18 protein-coding genes and 2 pseudogenes are annotated in these 21082 nt (G+C 40.6%); 6 read left to right on the top strand and 14 right to left on the bottom strand.

Annotated features, from left to right (window positions below; translation table 11 throughout):
- Positions 1-18: 18 nt before the first annotated feature.
- The 4 genes from phoU to CWC30_RS06565 are packed head-to-tail and all read right to left on the bottom strand — an operon-like array spanning position 19 to position 5511.
- Positions 19-720, bottom strand: a complete 702-nt coding sequence (gene phoU, locus CWC30_RS06580) for a phosphate signaling complex protein PhoU (RefSeq protein ID WP_036980285.1) — start codon at positions 718-720, stop codon at positions 19-21.
- 44 nt (positions 721-764) lie between these two features.
- Positions 765-1592: a phosphate ABC transporter ATP-binding protein PstB gene (pstB, locus tag CWC30_RS06575; protein WP_008114812.1), complete on the bottom strand. Its 828-nt coding sequence runs from the start codon at positions 1590-1592 to the stop codon at positions 765-767.
- A 19-nt stretch (positions 1593-1611) separates the two neighbouring features.
- Positions 1612-3261, bottom strand: coding sequence for a phosphate ABC transporter permease PstA (pstA, locus tag CWC30_RS06570; RefSeq protein ID WP_138626698.1), 1650 nt, complete (start codon positions 3259-3261; stop codon positions 1612-1614).
- A 15-nt stretch (positions 3262-3276) separates the two neighbouring features.
- The gene (locus CWC30_RS06565; RefSeq protein WP_036980289.1) at positions 3277-5511 is read right to left on the bottom strand and encodes an ABC transporter permease subunit; all 2235 of its coding nucleotides are present in this window, start codon (positions 5509-5511) and stop codon (positions 3277-3279) included.
- Between the two features lie 327 nt (positions 5512-5838).
- On the opposite strand from CWC30_RS06565, the gene CWC30_RS06560 reads away from it, so the two are divergent.
- Positions 5839-6345 carry a glycine cleavage system transcriptional repressor gene (locus tag CWC30_RS06560; RefSeq protein WP_069439792.1) on the top strand — a complete coding sequence of 169 codons (507 nt, stop codon included), beginning with the start codon at positions 5839-5841 and terminating at the stop codon, positions 6343-6345.
- 115 nt (positions 6346-6460) lie between these two features.
- On the opposite strand, the gene CWC30_RS06555 is transcribed toward CWC30_RS06560, so the two are convergent.
- The 9 genes and pseudogenes from CWC30_RS06555 to CWC30_RS19225 form a co-directional block, all read right to left on the bottom strand.
- On the bottom strand, positions 6461-6916 hold the full coding sequence (locus tag CWC30_RS06555; protein WP_138626697.1) for a hypothetical protein: 456 nt from the start codon (positions 6914-6916) through the stop codon (positions 6461-6463).
- Positions 6917-7059: 143 nt separating this feature from the next.
- Positions 7060-10175 (bottom strand): annotated as a pseudogene (locus CWC30_RS06550) (efflux RND transporter permease subunit).
- 8 nt (positions 10176-10183) lie between these two features.
- Positions 10184-11683: an efflux RND transporter periplasmic adaptor subunit gene (locus CWC30_RS06545; RefSeq protein WP_069439790.1), complete on the bottom strand. Its 1500-nt coding sequence runs from the start codon at positions 11681-11683 to the stop codon at positions 10184-10186.
- Positions 11673-12998: a TolC family protein gene (locus tag CWC30_RS06540; protein ID WP_138626696.1), complete on the bottom strand. Its 1326-nt coding sequence runs from the start codon at positions 12996-12998 to the stop codon at positions 11673-11675. Before CWC30_RS06540 ends, CWC30_RS06545 begins: the two co-directional genes overlap by 11 nt.
- 103 nt (positions 12999-13101) lie before the next feature.
- Positions 13102-13440, bottom strand: a complete 339-nt coding sequence (locus CWC30_RS06535; protein ID WP_249929836.1) for a hypothetical protein — start codon at positions 13438-13440, stop codon at positions 13102-13104.
- Between the two features lie 99 nt (positions 13441-13539).
- Entirely contained in the window at positions 13540-14148 is a 609-nt protein-coding gene (locus CWC30_RS06530) for a paraquat-inducible protein A (RefSeq protein WP_069439788.1), read from the bottom strand.
- 53 nt (positions 14149-14201) lie between these two features.
- Positions 14202-15476, bottom strand: a complete 1275-nt coding sequence (locus CWC30_RS06525) for an EAL and HDOD domain-containing protein (RefSeq protein ID WP_138626694.1) — start codon at positions 15474-15476, stop codon at positions 14202-14204.
- 138 nt (positions 15477-15614) lie between these two features.
- Positions 15615-16310, bottom strand: a pseudogene (locus tag CWC30_RS06520) (IS66 family transposase); the annotation flags it as partial.
- A gap of 12 nt (positions 16311-16322) precedes the next feature.
- Positions 16323-16478 carry a hypothetical protein gene (locus CWC30_RS19225; protein ID WP_502704748.1) on the bottom strand — a complete coding sequence of 52 codons (156 nt, stop codon included), beginning with the start codon at positions 16476-16478 and terminating at the stop codon, positions 16323-16325.
- A 287-nt stretch (positions 16479-16765) separates the two neighbouring features.
- Here CWC30_RS19225 and CWC30_RS06515 point away from each other — a divergent pair, with 287 nt between their 5' ends.
- Both CWC30_RS06515 and CWC30_RS06510 read left to right on the top strand, forming a co-directional pair.
- On the top strand, positions 16766-17332 hold the full coding sequence (locus CWC30_RS06515; RefSeq protein ID WP_138626693.1) for a PhnA domain-containing protein: 567 nt from the start codon (positions 16766-16768) through the stop codon (positions 17330-17332).
- Positions 17333-17467: 135 nt separating this feature from the next.
- Positions 17468-18274: an META domain-containing protein gene (locus tag CWC30_RS06510; protein WP_138626692.1), complete on the top strand. Its 807-nt coding sequence runs from the start codon at positions 17468-17470 to the stop codon at positions 18272-18274.
- A gap of 69 nt (positions 18275-18343) precedes the next feature.
- Here the strand turns inward: CWC30_RS06510 and CWC30_RS06505 are convergent, their stop codons facing one another.
- The gene (locus tag CWC30_RS06505) at positions 18344-19183 is read right to left on the bottom strand and encodes a 23S rRNA (adenine(2030)-N(6))-methyltransferase RlmJ (protein ID WP_138626691.1); all 840 of its coding nucleotides are present in this window, start codon (positions 19181-19183) and stop codon (positions 18344-18346) included.
- Between the two features lie 238 nt (positions 19184-19421).
- Here CWC30_RS06505 and CWC30_RS06500 point away from each other — a divergent pair, with 238 nt between their 5' ends.
- From CWC30_RS06500 to CWC30_RS06490, 3 genes are read left to right on the top strand one after another with little or no spacing between them, the layout of a single operon-like run.
- Positions 19422-19652: a hypothetical protein gene (locus CWC30_RS06500; RefSeq protein WP_008113449.1), complete on the top strand. Its 231-nt coding sequence runs from the start codon at positions 19422-19424 to the stop codon at positions 19650-19652.
- On the top strand, positions 19652-19957 hold the full coding sequence (locus CWC30_RS06495) for a cell division protein ZapA (protein ID WP_013466007.1): 306 nt from the start codon (positions 19652-19654) through the stop codon (positions 19955-19957). Before CWC30_RS06500 ends, CWC30_RS06495 begins: the two co-directional genes overlap by 1 nt.
- A 56-nt stretch (positions 19958-20013) precedes the next feature.
- Complete coding sequence (locus tag CWC30_RS06490) at positions 20014-21033, top strand: MBL fold metallo-hydrolase (protein ID WP_138626690.1); 1020 nt, start codon at positions 20014-20016, stop codon at positions 21031-21033.
- Positions 21034-21082 lie beyond the last annotated feature (49 nt).

The raw sequence follows: 21082 nt of genomic DNA, 5'->3' as shown, positions 1-21082 counted from the left end.
TTCTAGTTATTCGTATCACTACAGTGATTTTTCAATATCGTCTTGAGATGTATGACGAATATCTTTACCGTTTACAAAATAAATGACGTATTCAGCGATGTTTTGACAACGATCACCAATACGCTCTAATGAGCGAACAGACCATACTAAATCCATAATTTTTGGAATTGAGCGCGGATCTTCCATCATGTACGTCATTATTTGACGGGTGATAGCTTCATACTCTCTATCTACTTTAGCATCCTCTTTATGCACTTCAAACGCACGTTGCACATCCATACGTGCAAATGCATCTAAAACGTCATGCAGCATTTTAGATACTTGGCGACCCATATTTTCAATATTTACTAATAAATCTTGTTGATCCTTAGTAAATGAGTCTAGTGCAACTTTAGCAATTCGCTTAGCTTCATCACCAATTCTTTCTAAATCAGCAATGGTTTTTGCTATTGCAATTACTAAACGTAAATCACTGGCTGCCGGTTGGCGCTTAGCAATAATACGTGTGCAATCTTCATCAATACTGACTTCCATTGCATTAACTTTGTAGTCGTTTTCACGTACTTTTTGTGCCAATACCGCATCGTTTTTGCTAACTGCATCAAGTGCGCTATTAAGTTGTTGCTCAACCAACCCACCCATACTTAGTACATGGTTTCGCACATCTTCTAACTCTTGGTTAAAACGACCAGAAATATGTTTATTAATGTTGTGTTCCATAATGACCTTCTTTAATAATTCATTGTTTTAGCGTTTTAACCCGACTAGCCGTAGCGTCCGGTAATATAATCTTCAGTTTTTTTCTTCGTTGGTGTGGTAAATAAGGTATTGGTATCTGAATACTCAATGAGCTCACCCATATACATAAACGCGGTTTGATCAGATACCCGCGCTGCTTGTTGCATGTTATGAGTAACAATAACCACAGTAAATTTATTCTTTAAATCATTAATTAGTTCTTCAATCACTAAAGTTGAAATTGGGTCGAGTGCTGATGTTGGTTCATCAAGCAATAATACTTCTGGCTCTATCGCAATTGAGCGAGCAATAACTAAACGCTGCTGCTGACCGCCCGATAAACCAAATGCACTATCGTGAAGTCTGTCTTTTACTTCATCCCATAATGCCGCACCACGCAATGATTGTTCGACCACTTCATCAAGCTTACGCTTTTCTTTGATCCCTTGCAGGCGAAGACCGTAAACCACATTCTCGTAGATTGATTTAGGAAACGGATTTGGACGCTGAAACACCATGCCAACATTACGACGAAGCGCAGCAACATCTACGCTTTTGTCGTAAATATTTTGCCCGTGCAGCATTATTTCGCCTTCTATGCGACAAATATCAACCAAGTCATTCATACGGTTAATACAACGCAGCAAAGTTGACTTACCACAACCCGACGGACCGATAAATGCCGTTACTTGGCCTTTCGGAATGTTCATATTTACTTTACTCAGTGCTTGTTTATCACCGTAGTAAAGGTCGAGATCTTTAATTTCTAGCGCTTTTTGTTCGTCTGTTAAATTATTTAAATCTAACTTCAAGCTTGGCTTTGCTTGGTTTACTTTTGGAGCGACTGTAATCATGTTTGTTACCTATACTAAATTAATGCTCAAGCGATCTGAATTTTTCACGTAAATGGTTGCGTATACCAATGGCGGTGATGTTAAGGGTAATAATAACCGACACTAACAAAAAGGCCGTTGCATATACCAGCGGACGCGCCGCTTCAACGTTAGGGCTTTGAAAGCCAACATCGTAAATATGAAAACCTAAGTGCATGAACTTTCTATCTAAGTGTATGTAAGGGAAGTTACCATCAAGCGGCAACGTTGGTGCCATTTTTACTACACCCACCAGCATAAGCGGTGCAACTTCACCCGCAGCACGAGCAACCGCTAAAATTAACCCCGTCATAATAGCAGGACTGGCCATAGGAATAATGATTCGCCATAACGTTTCTACCTTAGTCGCGCCCAGTGCTAATGAACCATCACGTACTGTGCTTGGAATACGAGATAAACCTTCCTCGGTTGACACAATTACCACAGGCAGAGTTAATATAGCCAAGGTGAGTGCCGACCACATCACACCGGGTGTACCAAATACAGGCGTAGGCGATGACTCTGGGTAAAATAGTTGGTCAACACTGCCACCTACCATATACACAAAGAAACCTAGACCGAATACACCATATACAATTGACGGAACACCCGCTAGGTTAATAACCGCAATACGGATCATTTTAGTAATTGCGTTTTTAGCTGCATATTCATGCAAATAAATGGCGGCAACCACACCAAATGGCGTCACAATCACAGCCATTAACATCACCATGAATACCGTACCAAAGATAGCAGGAAATACACCGCCTTCGGTATTCGCTTCTCGTGGGTCATCTGAAACAAACTTGCCTAACTGCACAAAGTAATGGCCTAGTTTAGCAAAAAAGCCCATGTCGTTTGGAAACCATACATCCAACACTTGATAAAGCGGGATAGTAACAATCTCACCACGCATATCTTTCACAGTTACTTGGTCACGTTTAGCTTGGTTACGCAGTGCAAATAACTCTTTTTCAAGCTCACCATATTGCGCACGTAAATCAGCACGGGCTTGAGCAAGTTCAGCTACGCGCTCATCAGTTAGCTCGTTATCAAGCAAATAGGCTTTTTCCTGTAAACGTAAACGCTCTAACTCGTAGTTTATATGACCAATATCACCATTTTGTAAATCCAGTGCTTCGTCATTCAAGTCAACCGCACGCTCTACAAGATCATGTAATGTTTCAACTTTATCTGTAGTTATTGTTTCACCGTCTTTAATTACTGATTCTACATAACCGTAAAAGTTACCGTTTTTGCTACGCTCAAATACCGCGAGTGCTTTTGGTGCTGAGCTTTGTGTAATATCAGTTTCAAGTATCCAGCGAAAGTCTAAATCTACATACTCACGGTTACCGGTTTTAATTAGTAAACGCTCAACCTCGTCTTTTTCAAATTTAGAAACATCAATACCGGTTGCCGCTAAACGCGACTTAGGTACTAATTCACGGTCGTAAATTTCACCAATAACGGTTTGTTTAGTAACCGAGCCTTCAAGCTCATATTGCATAACTTGAGATGGCCAAAAAAAGCTTAATCCCTTCCATGCAATCATGGCGAGTAAACCAATTACTGAAATTAAACTGATGCTGACGGCACCACCGGTCATCCAAATCCAAGGAGAACCAGACTTAAACCACTGTTTTACCATGTCGTGTTTCTCCACTTACATTGAGCTATATTTTTCACGCAGCTGCTGACGAACAAATTCAGCAACGGTGTTGAAAATAAAGGTAAATATGAATAATACAAAGGCGGCTAAGAATAGAATTCGATAATGCGAACTCCCCACTTCCGACTCCGGCATTTCGACGGCAATATTAGCGGCTAAGGTACGCATACCTTGGAAAATACTCCAATCCATAATCGGCGTATTACCGGTTGCCATCAGTACAATCATGGTTTCGCCTACGGCGCGACCTAACCCCATCATGACCGCAGAGAAAATACCTGGGCTAGCCGTTAGTAACACCACGCGAATTAGCGTTTGCCACTGCGTTGCACCTAATGCTAACGAGCCATTCGATAAATGCTTAGGAACGCTGAATACCGCATCTTCCGCAATTGAGAAGATAGTAGGAATAACTGCAAAGCCCATCGCAATACCCACTACTAATGAATTACGCTGATCGAAGGTCATGCCTAATTCATTTGTTAGGTATTGACGCACATTGCCATCAAACATCCACAGTTCAATACTTTCGCTCATCGCAAATGACAACCAACCAATAAATAACACCACAGGAATTAATAAAATTGAATGTGAGCCTTCAGGAATTTTATGGCGAATAGCTGCAGGTAATTTAGTCCAACCTAAAGCGGTTGCTAAAATACCTAATGGTAGTAATACGAGTAAGCCAACAATAGCCGGCAGGTGCTCTTCAATTAAAGGCGCTAACCACAAGCCAGCTAAAAAGCCGAGTATTACCGTTGGCAGAGCTTCCATTATTTCAACGGTCGGCTTAACCACGCGACGTAATTCGCTCGACATAAAATAAGCGGTGTAAATAGCGGCTGAAATAGCAATAGGCACAGCAAATAACATTGCATACATAGCAGCCTTTAAAGTACCAAATGAAATTGGTACCAGTGAGAACTTAGATTCAAAATCATCACTTGCAGACGTTGATTGCCAAATATAACCCGGCTCAGGGTAACCCTCGTACCATACTTCTTGCCAAAGCGCTGACCACGTTACTTCTGGGTGTTCGTTATGAATTTCTAATACCGTTAGCTTGTTATCAGCCAAAATCAGCGCGACATTTGAACGCGGAGCAATAGCAAACTGTTCAATTGCACCTTCACTGACTTTACCTTGCCACAACTTTGCTTCACTGGTTGTGTAATAAACACCTAGCTCACCATTTTGACCGGTTGTGAAAAAGGTGCGACGGTAAAACTCAGTAAAAATATTTAACTTACTTTGCTTAGTGGTTTCAAACGAACGAATTTTTTGAAACTCGCGACCTGAGTCAGTGTTTACTTCAAACCACTGCGATATTTCACCATTATCATTGGCCAGCATGAGTGAGTTTGCGCCAGCTAATAATTGTGATGACACGATATTAGCGTTTTCTTCGTTAGCAGATAATAATTGGATTTGCTCTACTTCACTTGGGTAGCGAGTATCGAATACGTAAATTTGATTAGCAGAGCGAACAAATGTGCGGGTGGTATCCGGCGACATTAATAACTCATCTACGCGACCATCAATGTTCAATTCGGTACGTTCAACTTGCCATTCGACTTCACCGGTAAACATATTTTCTTCGGCTACAAAGCTGCTAAATACCACACGTTTATCGGCGGTAAGTGCCACAACGGCTGTTTTGTCCTCATAATGACTAAAGGCAAAACGCTTAATAGCAGCACCTTGCTCATCAACTTCGAGTGCCATCTCACCCGGTGGATAACCTAAACGCGGAGTTAGCTTACGTTCATTATTAGGAAAGGTGACTAAAAACTTAGGCGCTACAATTATCACTGTGCCATTTTCTAAGCCATACGCATAATGACCTTGAAAAGGGGCACTATTTGCAAAGCTGGTTACCTTCGCAGGTAAAGTGGCATTAAGTGTTTTTAGTTTTTTACCAAAGTTTGCTTTATCAACACTATAGAAGTTAACTTGACCTTGATTATCAAGTAAGTAAGCAACCTCAGTTTGTTCTTCAACACCAAGCCCAACTATTTGCTCAGCATTAGCAACATTAAAGCTAGCGCGCTTTTCAACTTTAGCTGACTCAAAAATAGGCTGCACTACATAAAGAAGGTAAAAAAAGATCAATAGCAGTGCTATCAATACCATTATACCGCCTGCGGTTATGCCAAACTTAGCAAACCGGTCTTTAAATAGACGGCTTCGATCCGTATTAAAAGTCGGTTTATTCGGATTTGAAGTCATCAAAACACCCTTATATCTTAACGTTGGGCGCATTATATTTCATCAAAGTGACAGTAATGTTACAGTCGTAATAATTCTTTACTGGAACCACGAAATAATATTAACGTATTGTTTTATTAAATAATTGTATTTATTTATGTGTTATTAATAAACTAAATCAATTATTAATTGGACAAACTATTTATCCAAGACAATACTCAATGGGCATCTAATATAACAATCCTTTTGTGGTTAGCTTTTACATACATTAAGAATCACATACATTAGATCGCATCACTTAATGCCTATGCATTTATTTTTTCATTTGGGCTTAAAAAGAGAACTATTATGAAGCAGTTGGTAATAAGCATTATAGGGGAAGATCGCCCCGGTTTAGTAGAAAGTATTTCATCGGTTATATTGGAAAACCACGGTAATTGGTTAAGCAGTAATTTAAGTCATTTACTTGGCCACTTTGCTGGCATTATACAAGTTGAGGTGGCTGAAGAGCATTTACAGGCATTTCAAGATGCGCTTAATGGACTTCCTAAATTAGATGTCCGCATTGAAAAAGGCAACACCGAAATTGAGCCTGTTGAACTCGAGCAGCTTAATTTTGTGATCACCGGGAACGATCGTCCCGGTATTGTCCAAGAGTTGGCAAATGTTATTCGTCATAAAGGCGCTAATATTACGAACTTAAACTCTAGGCAGCAAAGTGCGCCAAACTGGGGGGTGCCAATTTTTAGTGCCGTTGCCACCGTTAGCCTGCCTAATGGGCTTAACAAAGACGAAGTAATTAACGCTCTTGAGTCAATTACGAGTGACTTAATGGTTGATGTTGAACAAAGTTAAATGTGCTCTATTATTTTCAATACAAAAAGGCGCTAATTACAGCGCCTTTTTTATATTTGCTTTTTATATCAATTATACAATCGCGGTATTAATCAGCGACAAATAACACATAGTGCTACATGTCGGCGTGGCGGTTAATACTTTGTATCATTTGCTTTAATCCTTGCTCTTCAAGTTGCAACAGCTCACTTAGTTTTTCTTGAGCCTCAGGTGATTGTGCTTTATCAGCCAAATAACTATATGCGTTCAATACTTTTTGATGCTGCTTTGATAAATATTCTTGAATTACTTGCTCATCTAACTGGTTACTGCGATCTAAATCAGTAAAGTTAATGATTTCTGAGTTCTCTGAAAAATATTCATAACAATACGTATCTAAAGTGTTTATTTGCGTGATGGCTTTAAAGCCAATCAAATCCTCAGCGAGCTTTTTTTCATACTCTACACAATAATCAATTAGCTGTTTGTTATGTTCCCCGAGTAAATCCCTTATACTAAAAAAATTAGCGGCCATTTGTGTGTGAAACTGGACGGTCCAATCGAACACTTCTTGGATTGTTTTAACTTGCATGTGCGTTCCTTACTATTTAACCCTAATGATTAAATAGATGCGTGAATCATGCCAATAAAAAATATAATAAAATCAGTGGCTAGACTAAGTTTGGGTAACTTGCACTGATTTTTACAGTACAAGTTACACAACCAGTGTAAAAATTATAGGTTTCGCTTTCGCCATAATAAATACACAGCAGGCAATACCAGCAATGTTAAAACAATGGCGCTAAACATACCGCCAACTATAGGGGCGGCTATTCGACTCATTACTTCACTGCCCGTGCCTGTGCCATATAACACCGGTAACAGACCAATCACTATGGTTGCTACTGTCATCATTACAGGGCGAACGCGCAAACCGGCGCCTTCTAATATGGCGTGCTTAAGCTGCTCAATACTCATGCTTTTTCCTAATTGAGAGGCGGCCTCTACCTGCGCTTTATACGCTTGGTTTAAATACACCAACATAATAACGCCTATTTCTACGGCCACCCCAGCAAGGGCAATAAAGCCGACCCCCACAGCAACAGAGAAGTTAAAGCCTTCTAAGTACATGAGCCAAATACCCCCTATCATCGCCAGTGGTAATGTCGCCATAATAATAAAGACTTCAGTGAAGCTTCTAAAATTCAGGTAAAGCAGTACCACAATAATGGCTAAGGTAAGCGGCAACACATAACTCAGTTTGGCCTTAGCGCGCTCCATATATTCGTATTGCCCTGCCCAAGTTATAGAATACCCTGCGGGTAAAATTAGCTGCTCGTTTAGTAACTGCTGAGCACTTTCTACATAGCTGCCAATGTCAGTATCTTTAATATCAATAAAGCTCCAGCCATTTAAACGGGCATTTTCACTTTTTATGCCAGGAGGGCCATCGCTAATGTATACATCAGCCACGTCGGCAAGTGCAATACGTTGCCCAGCAGGGGTTACAATAGGCAGTAGCATTAACTCCTCTGGCGAATCACGATACGCTTGCGGATAACGAATATTAACTGGGTATCGCTCTTGACCCTCAACCGTTTCAGTCACGTTCATTCCCCCAATGGCGGTTGCGACCACTTGCTGCACATCTGCAATATTTAAACTATAACGCGCTGCTTTTTCGCGGTTAATATCGACCTTAATATAACGCCCACCCGCTACTCGCTCTGAGTAAACCGACGCCGTACCGGGAAAGTCTTTAAGCAGTGCCTCTATTTGTTGACCTATTTTTTGAATTTCATTCAAATTAGGCCCCGCGACTTTTATACCCACTGGGGTTTTAATCCCTGTAGCCAGCATATCTATTCGCGTTTTAATAGGCATTACCCAAGCGTTTGTGAGTCCTGGGAACTTTACTAAAGCATCCAGCTCTTGTTTGAGCTTTTCGGTGGTCATGCCCTCGCGCCATTGATCTTTAGGCTTAAACTGTATAAAGGTTTCAATCATGGTCAGTGGTGCCGGATCGGTTGCCGTTTCCGCTCGTCCAATTTTACCAAATACGGTTTTTACCTCGGGCACAGTGGCAATCAGCTTATCGGATTGCTGTAATAGCTCGCGCGCTTTACCAATAGAAATCCCAGGGTAAGTGGTTGGCATATACATTAAATCCCCCTCATCAAGAGGTGGAATAAACTCACTGCCTATTTTATTTACCGGATAAAGGCCCACTAAAGTAATAATCAGTGCCACCAACAAGGTGCTTTTGGGGAACTTTAAGACCATATTTAACAGTGGCTTATAACTATTTACCAGTAAACGGTTTACCGGATTTTTATTTTCAGATATCACCTTACCGCGAATAAAGTACCCCATCAGTACGGGTACTAAGGTAATTGCTAAGCCGGCAGAAGCCGCCATTGCATAGGTTTTTGTGTACGCTAATGGCGCAAACATTCGCCCTTCTTGAGCTTCTAAAATAAACACCGGCATAAAGCTAACTGTAATGATTAATAAGCTAAAAAATAATGCAGGCCCTACTTCACTGGCAGAATCAATCACCACTTGCCAGCGGTTTTCATTTGTTAGCGGCTTTTTCTCCATGTGTTTGTGCATGTTTTCAATCATCACAATCGCACCATCTGTCATGGCACCTATCGCTATAGCAATCCCGCCTAATGACATGATATTGGCATTAATCCCTTGCCAATACATGATAATAAAGGCGGTGAGTATGCCTAAAGGCAAGGTAATAATAGCCACCAACGATGAGCGTACATGGAATAAAAACACCACGCACACTAATGCCACTACAATCAGCTCTTCCATCAGTTTAGAGGTAAGGTTATCAATAGCGTCTTTTATTAAATGAGAGCGATCGTACACAGGTACAATTTCAACCCCCTCAGGCAGGCCTTTTTTAAGTGACTCCAATTTAGCTTTGACGAGCTCTATGGTTTTTTGCGCGTTTTCACCAAAGCGCATCACTACTACGCCACCAGCCACCTCGCCTTCGCCGTTAAGCTCGGCAACACCACGGCGCATTTGAGGACCTAAACGCACATTAGCAACATCACGTAACTGTAGTGCAGTACCGTTAGCGTTTATACCTAAAGGAATAGCTTCTAAATCAGCCCACTTTTTACATAACCAGTGCTGGTAACCATGTATTCGGCCTCTGCCATTTCAACAACTGATGCCCCCATTTCTTGGTTGCCTTGCTTAATGGCAGTTTGAATAAGGCTTAGCGGAATACCATAGGCACGTAACTTATCGGGCTGTACGTTAACTTGGTATTGTTTCACCATGCCACCTACCGATGCTAATTCGGATACACCGGGCACAGTTTGCAGTTCAAACTTTAAAAACCAATCTTGTAAACTGCGTAGCTGACTAATATCGTGCTTACCTGTGGTATCAGTGAGTGCATATAAATACACCCAACCAACTCCTGTGGCATCGGGGCCTAGCTCTGCAATTGCCGTATTAGGTAAACGCGCAGATACTTGACTTAAATATTCTTGAACACGACTTCGTGCCCAGTATAAATCGGTGTCTTCGTCAAAAATAACGTACACATAGGAGTCACCAAAAAACGAAAAACCGCGTACTGTTTGCGCCCCTGGTACCGATAACATCGCCGTGGTTATAGGAAATGTAACCTGATCTTGCACTACTTGCGGCGCTTGCCCAGGGTAAGATGTTTTAACAATAACCTGTACATCAGATAAATCGGGTAAGGCATCTACTGGGGTGTTTTTTACAGCATACAAGCCGCCACCAATCAATATAGCGGTCAGTAACAGTACAAAAAAACGATTTACAACAGACCAGCGAATAATTGCTGTAATCATAACCACTCCTACTCGTGCTGACTGTGCATAGCATGCACAGAAGTCATTGTATGGATCACAAACTCACCTTGCTCAATACTAAAGGTAAATGTAACTTCATCATTTAGCTTAAACGCCTCAATGGTTACATTTTTTGCTAACACAAAGTCCATAGTTGCAGGTCCGCGCCCCCACTTTTCAATCGCCTCACGACTAATATTCATAACTCGCGTGCTAGGGTCTATGCTATTAATCACTCCATTCACAGTAGCCATACTTGGGGCACTATCACTCATTGTCATTGTGCTGTGCGAAGGTGCTTGCATACGCTTAAAGTCAGAGCTTTTACTCGACTCTGAATCAATTAAAAACTGCGCAGAAGTAACCACTTCATCTTCTGCCATAACACCCGATAAAATCTCAGTATGAGTCGCATCGCTTCGCCCTAAGGTTACTTCAACCGATTTAAAACGCCCCTCACCAAGCGCAATTACAATGCGGTTTTGGCTACCAGTGCGAATAACCGCCTCTTTAGGCACAATTAACTGCTTTTCAGCTTTTTGGCTATGAATACTCACTTGCGCAAACATATTTGGTTTTAACTGGTGACCTTGGTTATTAAAGCGCAAACGCACTCGTAAAGTACGATTTTTAGCATCTAAAGTAGGGTAAATATAATCAACTTGCCCTTGCCAACGTTGACCACTTAAATAATCGAGTGTCATGGTTACCGGTAAGCCAACACGGATCAGCTCAGCTTGGCGTTCAAATACCTCAGCCTCAACCCACACTTCATCAAGCTGAGCAATACTCATCATTGATGTATCTGGTTTAACGTAAAACCCTTCACGAATATTAAGCTCATCAACAACGCCACCTTGGCGAGAATAAAAAGTAATATTTTGTAGCACTTGCTGACTTTTTTGTAAGCGTGAAATAAAACCCTCAGACACATTAAGCGATTTTAAACGTGCTTTAGCCGCACGAATTAACACCGGATTATTGCGCTTTAACGCTAAAACAAACTCTTCTTGGGCATTGACTAATTGCGGTGAATACAAGGTATAAAGTGGCTCATCTTGTTTAACCTGATCGCCCGCGGCCTTCACATACAATGTCTCTACCCAGCCCTCTACCCGCGGGTGAATATGAATGAGCTGATCTTGGTTATATTGTACATAGCCTACCGTGTTGACTTCATTTTCCAGCACTGCAAACTCCACCGGTGCCGTGCGTACACCTAAGTTATTAATCACGGTAGGTGAAATTTTAACACTGCCGGGGCCTTCATTTTCACCACTGTCTGACTCTTCATAAACAGGCACTAAATCCATACCCATAGGTGATAAACCCGGTTCATCACGACGATAATTACTGTCCATTGGTGCCACCCAATAAAGCGGCTCTTTTTTACTACTGGTTTTGTTATCGCTTGGCATAGTGTGCTCAGCTGGCAAGCTCAATAACACCCCGGCCGTCAGCGCTGCACTGCATATAGCCACCAATGACAATTTTAAATTAGTATTCATAGGTTAGCTCCTGCTGTGTTAAGTTCTTTAAGCTGGCGTCATCAGCACTGGCGTAATAATTTAACCGTGCAATAATAATTTTTTGATCAACGTGAATATTAAGTGCGTCTATTTTGGCATTTAATTCGCTGATCCGCGCTTGCATCACATCCGAAAAATTACCATCATCGCGGGTAAAAGCATTAAGGGTCGCTTGGGATTGCTCGGCCATTTGCGGCAATAATTTAGTTTTATAGAGCGCTGCTCGCTGACTTAATCGTGTTAATTGGCTGACTTCCTTAAAATACATTCCTTGTAGCTTTTTAAGGGCAATTAATTTTTGAGTTTTTGCTTCTTCGCTATCAGCAATCGCGGCATTAACGAGTTGATCTTGGCGATTGTCGGTAAATAGCGGTAAATCGATACTCACTCCCACAGAGAAAAGGTCTGCTCGCGAGCCCCCCATTGGCATATCATCACGATAACCATATCCCATATTCACACCAATTTGCGGTTTATAGCCTTGCTCAGCCACACTGATTTGAGTTTGCTTTGCCTCTATTGCATTATCAATCGCCATAATAGCGGGGTGCTTTAATAGCAATGCCATTAATTGCTGAAACTCTAACTCCGTGTAGTTTTTTAACGCTGAAACCTGTGAAAAGTCCTCACCAACAGGCTGGCTTAGCATGTCGATGGGCAACCATTGTGTTAACCGCTTTTTAGCACCTTTAAGCTGTTGATCAAGTTGCATTAGTTTATCTTCAAGGCGGGTTAGCTCTAATTGCGCACGAATAATATCTTGCTGGCGTGTTTTACCCACCGAGCTTACATAACTTGATTCGGTAATATCGATTAGCTGAGTAAACAAGGCTTTGTCCTGCTCAATAAGTGCAATAGTTCGCTGCGCTCTGAACGCATTGAGCCATGACTCGGTCACTGTGGTTTTTACCTGCGCGAGCCTATCTTTACGAATCCAAGGCTCTGCCGCAGCCGACTGAGACAGTGCTTTTTGCTGCAATGCTAAACTATCGCCTCGGCTTAACGATTGGCTAATTCCTACTTTAAATTGGGTCATATTCTCTTGATCAAAAGCAAAACCATTAGTGGGTAAGTTCATTAACCCTAGCGTGAGTACCGGATCAGGTAAGGTACCTGCGGCAATACTTTTTGCTTCAATTGATGTTTGTTTTTGTTTGCTGGCTTTAAGCCAAGGCTCATGGTTTAAGGCATAGTTAATTGCCTCATTTAAACTCAGTTCAGCACTGTGTACAGAGAGACTAATGCTCAATAAGCTGCTCACAAAAACAGCTTTTAATACTGCGAAGTGATTCATCACTTGCTCCACTTAAAATTCAAAAATAAAAAACGATTAATTTTTTAAGCAGATAGATGACAAAAAGCTAAATGACTAGATTTTAAACACACCTATCCTGCGGTTATGCAGGCATAGGAGGGCGATAAAGAGATCGTGCAAAATTAGGTTTGCGCTGCATGACAGCAAGGTGCACTTTTTCAGGGGGTAATTTGGAAGCTATAAATAGCGAGTTTACATGCAAGGCCGAATGCGAATTACAAGCACTCATCGGGCAACTGCAATCTTGACTTAACGTGCTTTGCTCACTACAGCAATCCATAGACATGGTTGTTGTATCAGTGTCGTCACTCATCGCCATTTCACTATGCTGCATCGATGCATGGGTTGCCATGTTCATATGCGGCACATCACATACCATAGATACAGACGCAACGGCTTGACCCACAAAAGTGAGTAACAAAGTTAGCGTGAGTAAAATACAGTAAATACGTTACAATGAATTAACCTAATAATAAATAGACATTTAAAGTTTATGGTAACTGCGTTTAAAACTCAATAATTAACTGGTTTTTACCACTGGCTTTATCAAGCTACTAGCCGCAATAGCGAACAGGCAATAGCCGGTAAAATACCAAAAACCAGTACCAAACTCAGCATGCATATTTAGTAAGTCTTCTGAGTTCGCGTTTGCATTACCAGCCATGTAAGCCACGATTAATGCAATAACAAACACATCCACCATACTCCATTTACTTAAGCCAATTATCACTTTACCAAGCTTGTACTTAAATGAAGTCTCCTTCAGTGCACAATAAAACAATTGAAGTAGCAGCTTAATTGTTGGGATCACTATTGAAAAAAACGCCACTAATATCGCCACTAAGTAGTTTTTGTTATCGGCCAGTTCGTTGACGGTGCCCCAAATACTGCGCGTTTTTTGATAAGCGCTGATCTCGCCTTCAAGTTTGTCTAATCCCAACATACTCGAGATCATCATTAGCATATTGCGGGTGTTTTGATTTCCTTCATCTGCCAGCATTTCAATACCGGCTTGAGCAAGTTTAGATTTATCAATTTTGCCTTCCATACTCAGCACTGGCTGAGTCACCCCGGGGATTAATAAAGCTAAGGCTATTAAAATAGTCGTGATAGGTAAAAATAAACGCATGCTGTTGTACTAAGTAAAATCAATATGTGCCAATCATACCCAAACGCTTTGCGTTAGTCTTGTTCAATAATGGTGGCTAATAACTCATCCGCATACTGGCGTGCATCCAACATGGCGCTAAATACGGTCTCAATATTCGAGGCTGGGCGAATAGTTTCTAACAACTTTTTAGCCATTTGCCAGTTATCTTCTTCTACCGCTTTGACTAAATGCAATGAATTACCCATCATGCCTTCAAAACTTAAAAGTGCACCAGATAATTCAGCCCCTAAACTAAACTCTTTGGCAATAGCTTCCAGTTCCATATCTAAAATAGCATCAAGCACCGACATCAAGCCGACTAAATAACCTTGCTCTGCAATAATCTTTCCGCCAGGCTCTAAAATTATTTGCATAAACTGCGCTCGACATAAGCCTAAACGAGTAAGTTCACTAGGCTTGTCTGAGCCAAGTTCGCTCAGCACCAGTACTCGTACAAACTTTCTAATAGAATCTTCCCCTAAATACACAACCGCTTGTGGAATTGACGTAATCACTAAATTTTTATTAGCAGAGCGAGCATTAACTAGTTTGAGAACACGTGCGGTTAAACCCACATCTTTAGAAATACGTTGATTAATTTCATTAAAATCCAAGTCAGGACGAGATGTGCAGCGCAATAAATCAAAAACCGCCATTTTTAACGGCTCAACATTACCGTAACTGAGCATTTCTGGCTGTGCAAAAAAGAATCCTTGAAAGTAATCGCACCCTGCCTCTTTAAGCTGCCTAAATTCGTCATAGGTTTCAATTCGCTCTACCACTATTTTAACCTCAGGGTGATTGCGTTTGAGCTTTTTAAGTAGCATGGTGGTTTTTATTATAGGCTCTTCTACTTCAAGCTTTATATAATCAACCAAATTGAGCAAAGGTTGCCATTTTTTATGCGCGTCATAATCATCTAACGCAAATACATACCCTGCTTTTTTTAGCTCAGTTACTCGTTGAGTAACAAGCTCGATATTTTCAGTACGCTCAACAATTTCAATTACAGTATTTTCAGGCTGCAATAATGTAGGTAAATCCTCTAAAAGCCCTTCGCTAGATAGGTTTATAAACACGGTCTGATTAAGCGCCAGCTTTTCCACCCCAACCAGCATTAACGCATTAAAAAAAAGTCGCCCAGTGGCCTGCCCGTCGGTTGTTCCCGCAGGAAAGGCATTATTAACTGAATCGCGATAAAGTAACTCAAAGGCAAAAATGCTTCTATCTGCATGAAAAATGGGTTGCCTAGCAATATATTGAGTGACCAAAATAGATGAATTTTTTACGTCTGGATTATTTGGCATTACCCTTCCTGTTTTGCAGTGATGTAAACGTTATTTTATTGTTATACCTAACCAGTATAGTGAAACTTTAAAGACTTGCTGCAATTTTAATTCGAATATAAAACAAGCAACTAAGCCTAAAATAAAAAGCTTTTGTAACTATTCAGCCTCATCTGAAATGAATATATCAGGCAGCTGATTTTTGAATAATAACTCAAGGGCTAGGCTTACAGATACATATTGTTTTTTGCAAGTCGATAAATAGCTTCTCAGCAAGCAGAACATTTCAGCTCCTTGCCTACTTCTAAAACACCCCGGTATTTTTTGATGAACCTTGGTCATCCTAATATCATTCTCGCCTTGGTTGTTGGTAAATGGCACGCCAGTTCTCATCATGAAACGTAAAACATCATCTTGATAATCTCTTAGTCGTTCCAATAATACTCGGGATTGGGTTCGCTTTAATCGGCCTCGCTGACCTTTCACTCGACTATTTTTATCTGGTGGTGGACATTTAACGTCACCTTGAAGCAATATTTTTTGATATTGATCACGATATTTCTGTTTAGCCCCTTTATCTAGGTCGGGATTATCTATTTGAGCTTTATTCATTTCTTTAAGTAAGGTTTGCATATCCTTCGCCCATTGCATGCCGTCTTGCTCCCAAGCCCTTTCTAATTCTCGGATGTGGTGAGCATTACATAATGCATGTTGGCATTGGGTATATTGATAATATGGCTTCCAATGGTCATGGCATAGCACACCGGTAAAGTGCGGTAAAATACCGCCCTCATCCATCGCTATTTTTCCTCTTTTTTCATGAGGATAAAAATAAGTCCACCAAGTCGTTGATGCACCATGAAGCCATCACCGTTTACCGCCAATATTAATGCCAGTCTCATCAACATGCAAAGTTTGATGCGGGTTTTGTAATGCCGCTTTGATGATACCTTCTGCGCCCGATGACTTTACCAGTGCCACTGAGTGTTTTATCTTCTTGTAACTGAATTTTAGTTTGCTCAACTATTTCAGTGATATTTATGCTGTTTAAATTCATTAAAGCTAGAGCGATAGGGTAATCGCTCTAGCTTGGCATACTGGCAGGATCAGCAAATAGCTAAAAATGATCCTTAGAAAATAGTTTGTCTTGGTGAAGAGTTACAATTTATATTCATAAAATAAAAAACCTTTATTAACCTTATTTTTTATAAGGTTTTGCTGCTATCAGCCGCTCTGAGCATACCCAAAGGTTATGGTTATAAGGTATAATGTGTTTATAAATTTTTTATAAACTCTCAAGAGCCCCTAATATGAGCATTGAACAAGCCTTAATAGAGCGTAGCAACAATAAATGTGAACTCTGCGCAGCAACAGATAACTTAACTGTATACGAAGTACCTCCAGTTACCGAAGCTCATTCAGATAAATGCATTTACACCTGTCAAACATGTAAAGATCAAATTGAGGGCACCCGCGATTTAACTCCTACTCATTGGCATTGTTTAAATGACAGCATGTGGAGCCAAACACCGGCGGTACAAGTTGTTGCTTATCGCATGCTGATACGACTAGCAGCCGATAATGGCTGGGCACAAGACGCACTTGATATGATTTACCTTGAAGAAGACACATTAACATGGGCTCAGCAAGCGCTTGCTGAAGATGATGATATTAAACACATTGATAGTAATGGCGTAGTGCTACAAGCTGGCGATACCGTCACCTTAATAAAAGACTTAGATGTGAAAGGTAGCAGCTTAACGGCAAAGCGCGGTACTGCTGTGCGCAATATTGGCTTAACCAGCAACCCAGAACATATTGAAGGGCGTGTTGATGGACAACGTATTGTAATTTTAACTAAATACGTTAAAAAATAAGTAACGAATCAAGGCGCCTAGCGTCTTTTTTTATATCTCAACTTTCTGTATTGGCTGTATTTACAAGTTAAGCGATGATTAAGTAACTTAGCCGTATGCTATTGTTTATATCCGTAATTATATCTAGGAACTGTTATGTTCTCACCAAAGCCAAACGCAATCTTAAAGTCGGTTGCAGGCCTATGTTTTTTAGCAAGTGGCACTCTTATGCTTAGCGCATGTAACGATGACACCACACAGCAAAATAGTGCTGTGAAACAAACAACAGCCTTTCTACCAGTACAAGTTAGCTACCTAGATCGCAGCCTATTAGCGCCTAATTCACAGCTAACCATTACCTTGGTTGATGTGTCAAAAATGGATGTAGCAGCAACCGTTATTTCTGAGCAGGTAATTGATTTAGTAGGCGCACCTCCGTATAAAGTAGAGCTTGAATACAACCTTGAAAAAATTGATCCAGCCCATCGCTACAGCGTGCGCGCAACCATTAATAATCAAGGAAACTTACTATACACCAGCACAACAAGTAACTCGCCTTTTGCTAATACGGCCTCATCAGAGCCTTTAGAAATTATTGTTTCAAAAGTAGCGCCAAAGCCAGACGTTGACTTAGTAAATACCTACTTCAAAACCGTTTCAATCGACGGCAATCCCGTTGAAGTGAATACTAAAGAGCCATTTATTCAATTTAATAGTGACAACACTGTGCACGGTTTTTTAGGGTGCAATAACTTTAATGGCGGTTATGAAGTATCGAAGCAAACGGTTACTTTTACGCAGTTAGCTACCACGCAAAAAATGTGTCATGAAAATATGGAACAAGAAAGCGCCATGGCGGGTGTGCTGCAAGCAGCAACGCAATGGCAAATTAACGGTGAAAAATTAGTATTACAAAATGAGGCAGGCAAGCAACTTGCAACCTTTAACGCTGTTTACTTTTAACTAAGCGTAACAATACTCCGCACCTAAGCAGATCACGATAAAGCCCAGTTAAACTGGGCTTATTTATTTTTATTCGGCAACTAACTGCTCGCTGCGATAAAAGCCACTTGGCTTACTCAACAAACTTACTAGTTCAGGTAGCACGTCATCCATTGCTTGTTTTAATTTCCAGGGTGGATTTATCACTATCATTCCAGAGGCAGTCATACCATGTACATCAGTATCGGCTTCGGTACCTAATTCAAATAATTGAATATTTCTAATTCCCGCGTCAATTAAACCCTGCTCCATATTATCAATACGTTCTCTGTCCACAACCGGATACCAGATCATGTAAGTCCCTGTTGCAAAGCGTTGATGCGCTTTAACAATGGTTTGTACTACCGTATTGTAATCGTCTTTTATTTCATAAGGTGGGTCTATTAACACACAGGCTCTGCGCGAAGCTGGCGGTAACAAACCAATTAAGCCTGCAAATCCATTTTCGCCGCGTACACGAATAGAGCGCTTACCTTGCATGTTTTCTTCAAGTAAGACTAAATCTCGCGGATGCAGCTCAAAAAACCAGCCCTTATCTTGACGGCGTAAAAAGTGCTCGGCTATTTTTGGTGAGCCTGGGTAAAACGCCAGCGATGCGCTCTCATTAAATGATTTTATTAGCTCAATGTAGTCATTTAAGGCACTGTGTTGGCTAGTATATTGCCACAGTTTTTCAATGCCATCTTGGTACTCTTGGGTTTTTTGCGCGTCAGGTGCAGCAAGCTCAAAAAAACCAGCCCCCGAATGCGTATCAATATAGTCAAGCGGCTTATCTTTAATTGTTTGATAACCCAGTACTTGCGCTAACACTAAATGTTTAAGTACATCAGCAGGGTTACCCGCATGAAAGGAGTGTCTGTAACTAAGCATTATTTATTTTCACCATACGCTATTTAATAAAATCAGTGAACCATAAGCACACTACTTTGACAGTCGATACCAGCAAAAGCGGGGGTTTACGTGAACCGCTTCTGAATGAAAAAGCCAATAGCGTGAATTATCCCTTAACATAGAATAAAAATCACCTAAAACCAGCGTAAATGCTGGCAAATAAACACACTTTGCTTTACATTTGCATGACATTAATTACAGTTATATGAGCGCATTTATGAACAACAACACTCTTCAACAACTCGAACAACTGATCGACCAACTAATTACCCGTAATAATCAGTTACAAACTGATATTACAGAGCTTAAAGAGCAAAACAGCAAGCTACTTGATGAAAATGAGTTATTGCAGTTAGAAGCCCTTGAAAATGAAGAAAAACAAAAAGATGCAAGTACCACCTTGTCATCATTGTTAGATAAATTACAAAGCGCGCAACAGGCAAGCTAATGTCTGAGCTGCAAAACCAGCGAGTCACTGTTGAATTGCTTGGTAAAGAGCAGCAATTTGCTTGTCCTGCGGGGCAAGAAGAGGCACTAAAAGCGGCCGCCAAAAATCTGAATGATTTAGTTGAACAAATGAAACAACGTTCAACAGTCAGAAACGATCAAAAAGCATTACTTATGGCTGCCTTAAATTTAAGCCACGAATTGCTTGAAGCGAAAACTCAAAAATCAGTTGAGCTTGAATATCAAGATCAACTGATTGATAAATTGAGTCAATACTTAAGCTCGAACTCTGAGCACACTAAATAAAAGCGCATCTTGCGCTTTTATTGTTTTTACCGTCAAAAATACAGCTAGAAATAAAGATGCAACCATTTTTAAGTAAAACTCAAAAAATAGGTAAGTGCTTACTGCCTTTAATTTGCTTGCTTATGCAAACAAAAAGCGAGGCAGCAATTGAGTGGCAACCGTTGTCAGCTAATATTCAATTTCTTAAGCAACCTGAAAGACTTCGTTTTTACGATTCTAACCAAGTATTAATTGAAGGCAGTGAATGTGCATTACTCGTTGATGCCAGTGGTAACTTTGCGGTGGTAGAACAACTGGTAACCGAGCTAAAACAACGTCTAAAGACGCCTTTGTGTTATTTAGTTGCAACCCACTTTCATGACGATCACTTACTGGGGATGGCGGCTATGCAGCATTACTTCCCAGACGCAAAACTTATTACTCATCAACAAGTCGCTAACGACTTTTCGCTTTACCAGCAAGCCTTAACAGACAAGCTAGAGGGATTCGAGAAAAGCATTGAGCTGAGCTATCAACGATTAGCCACCTTACCCGATGCTGAGCAAGTTCAATGGCGAGAAAAGCTTACCCGCGCTAAAAAGCGCTTATTTCGCTGGCAAGACTATCAATTAACACCACCAAAAATGAGTATTAGTGAATCTAAAACGTTAGATTTAGGTGGCTATACACTCACTATAAACCCGCATCAGGCACATACCAATGGCGATCTAACACTACTTGCCGACAAAGGTAAAACCTTAATTGGTGGTGATATCATCGATTGGTTACCTTACCCTGGGCATGGCGAGCTTAAGCAATGGCAACGCTTATTAAAAAAATATATAAATAATAATACGCTGTCACTTTTTATTCCTGGACATGGCGATTTAGTCAATAAAGTTAAACTAAAACAGTCACTCACGTTTTTAGAAGCAATTACGGAGCATGTTAAAAACAACTCTGAAGCCAGTATTGAGCAATTACAAAAAAACTTCCCTAGTGAGGCACTAAAACCTTATCAACAAGAACCACTTGATATAAAATCAAGTCACTTATTTTTGCAATCGGGATTACTTCGCGCTAAAAACAGTCAATAACTGAACACAATGGATTGTGTTAAAATATGGAAATATATTTTTTAAAAAG

It is taken from the genome of Pseudoalteromonas sp. S4741 (assembly GCF_005886135.1).
GTDB lineage: Bacteria > Pseudomonadota > Gammaproteobacteria > Enterobacterales > Alteromonadaceae > Pseudoalteromonas > Pseudoalteromonas tetraodonis.
Note: the sequence above shows the minus strand (reverse complement) of the source record. Positions and strands in the feature narration are given on the sequence as shown.

What these genes read in the sequence shown, in the direction of transcription:
- phoU (WP_036980285.1), bottom strand. Translation starts at nt 720, where the DNA reads ATGGAACACAACATTAATAAACATATTTCTGGTCGTTTTAACCAAGAG.
- pstB (WP_008114812.1), bottom strand. Translation starts at nt 1,592, where the DNA reads ATGATTACAGTCGCTCCAAAAGTAAACCAAGCAAAGCCAAGCTTGAAG.
- pstA (WP_138626698.1), bottom strand. Translation starts at nt 3,261, where the DNA reads ATGGTAAAACAGTGGTTTAAGTCTGGTTCTCCTTGGATTTGGATGACC.
- CWC30_RS06565 (WP_036980289.1), bottom strand. Translation starts at nt 5,511, where the DNA reads ATGACTTCAAATCCGAATAAACCGACTTTTAATACGGATCGAAGCCGT.
- CWC30_RS06560 (WP_069439792.1), top strand. Translation starts at nt 5,839, where the DNA reads ATGAAGCAGTTGGTAATAAGCATTATAGGGGAAGATCGCCCCGGTTTA.
- CWC30_RS06555 (WP_138626697.1), bottom strand. Translation starts at nt 6,916, where the DNA reads ATGCAAGTTAAAACAATCCAAGAAGTGTTCGATTGGACCGTCCAGTTT.
- CWC30_RS06545 (WP_069439790.1), bottom strand. Translation starts at nt 11,683, where the DNA reads ATGAATACTAATTTAAAATTGTCATTGGTGGCTATATGCAGTGCAGCG.
- CWC30_RS06540 (WP_138626696.1), bottom strand. Translation starts at nt 12,998, where the DNA reads ATGAATCACTTCGCAGTATTAAAAGCTGTTTTTGTGAGCAGCTTATTG.
- CWC30_RS06530 (WP_069439788.1), bottom strand. Translation starts at nt 14,148, where the DNA reads ATGCGTTTATTTTTACCTATCACGACTATTTTAATAGCCTTAGCTTTA.
- CWC30_RS06525 (WP_138626694.1), bottom strand. Translation starts at nt 15,476, where the DNA reads ATGCCAAATAATCCAGACGTAAAAAATTCATCTATTTTGGTCACTCAA.
- CWC30_RS06515 (WP_138626693.1), top strand. Translation starts at nt 16,766, where the DNA reads ATGAGCATTGAACAAGCCTTAATAGAGCGTAGCAACAATAAATGTGAA.
- CWC30_RS06510 (WP_138626692.1), top strand. Translation starts at nt 17,468, where the DNA reads ATGTTCTCACCAAAGCCAAACGCAATCTTAAAGTCGGTTGCAGGCCTA.
- CWC30_RS06505 (WP_138626691.1), bottom strand. Translation starts at nt 19,183, where the DNA reads ATGCTTAGTTACAGACACTCCTTTCATGCGGGTAACCCTGCTGATGTA.
- CWC30_RS06500 (WP_008113449.1), top strand. Translation starts at nt 19,422, where the DNA reads ATGAACAACAACACTCTTCAACAACTCGAACAACTGATCGACCAACTA.
- CWC30_RS06495 (WP_013466007.1), top strand. Translation starts at nt 19,652, where the DNA reads ATGTCTGAGCTGCAAAACCAGCGAGTCACTGTTGAATTGCTTGGTAAA.
- CWC30_RS06490 (WP_138626690.1), top strand. Translation starts at nt 20,014, where the DNA reads ATGCAACCATTTTTAAGTAAAACTCAAAAAATAGGTAAGTGCTTACTG.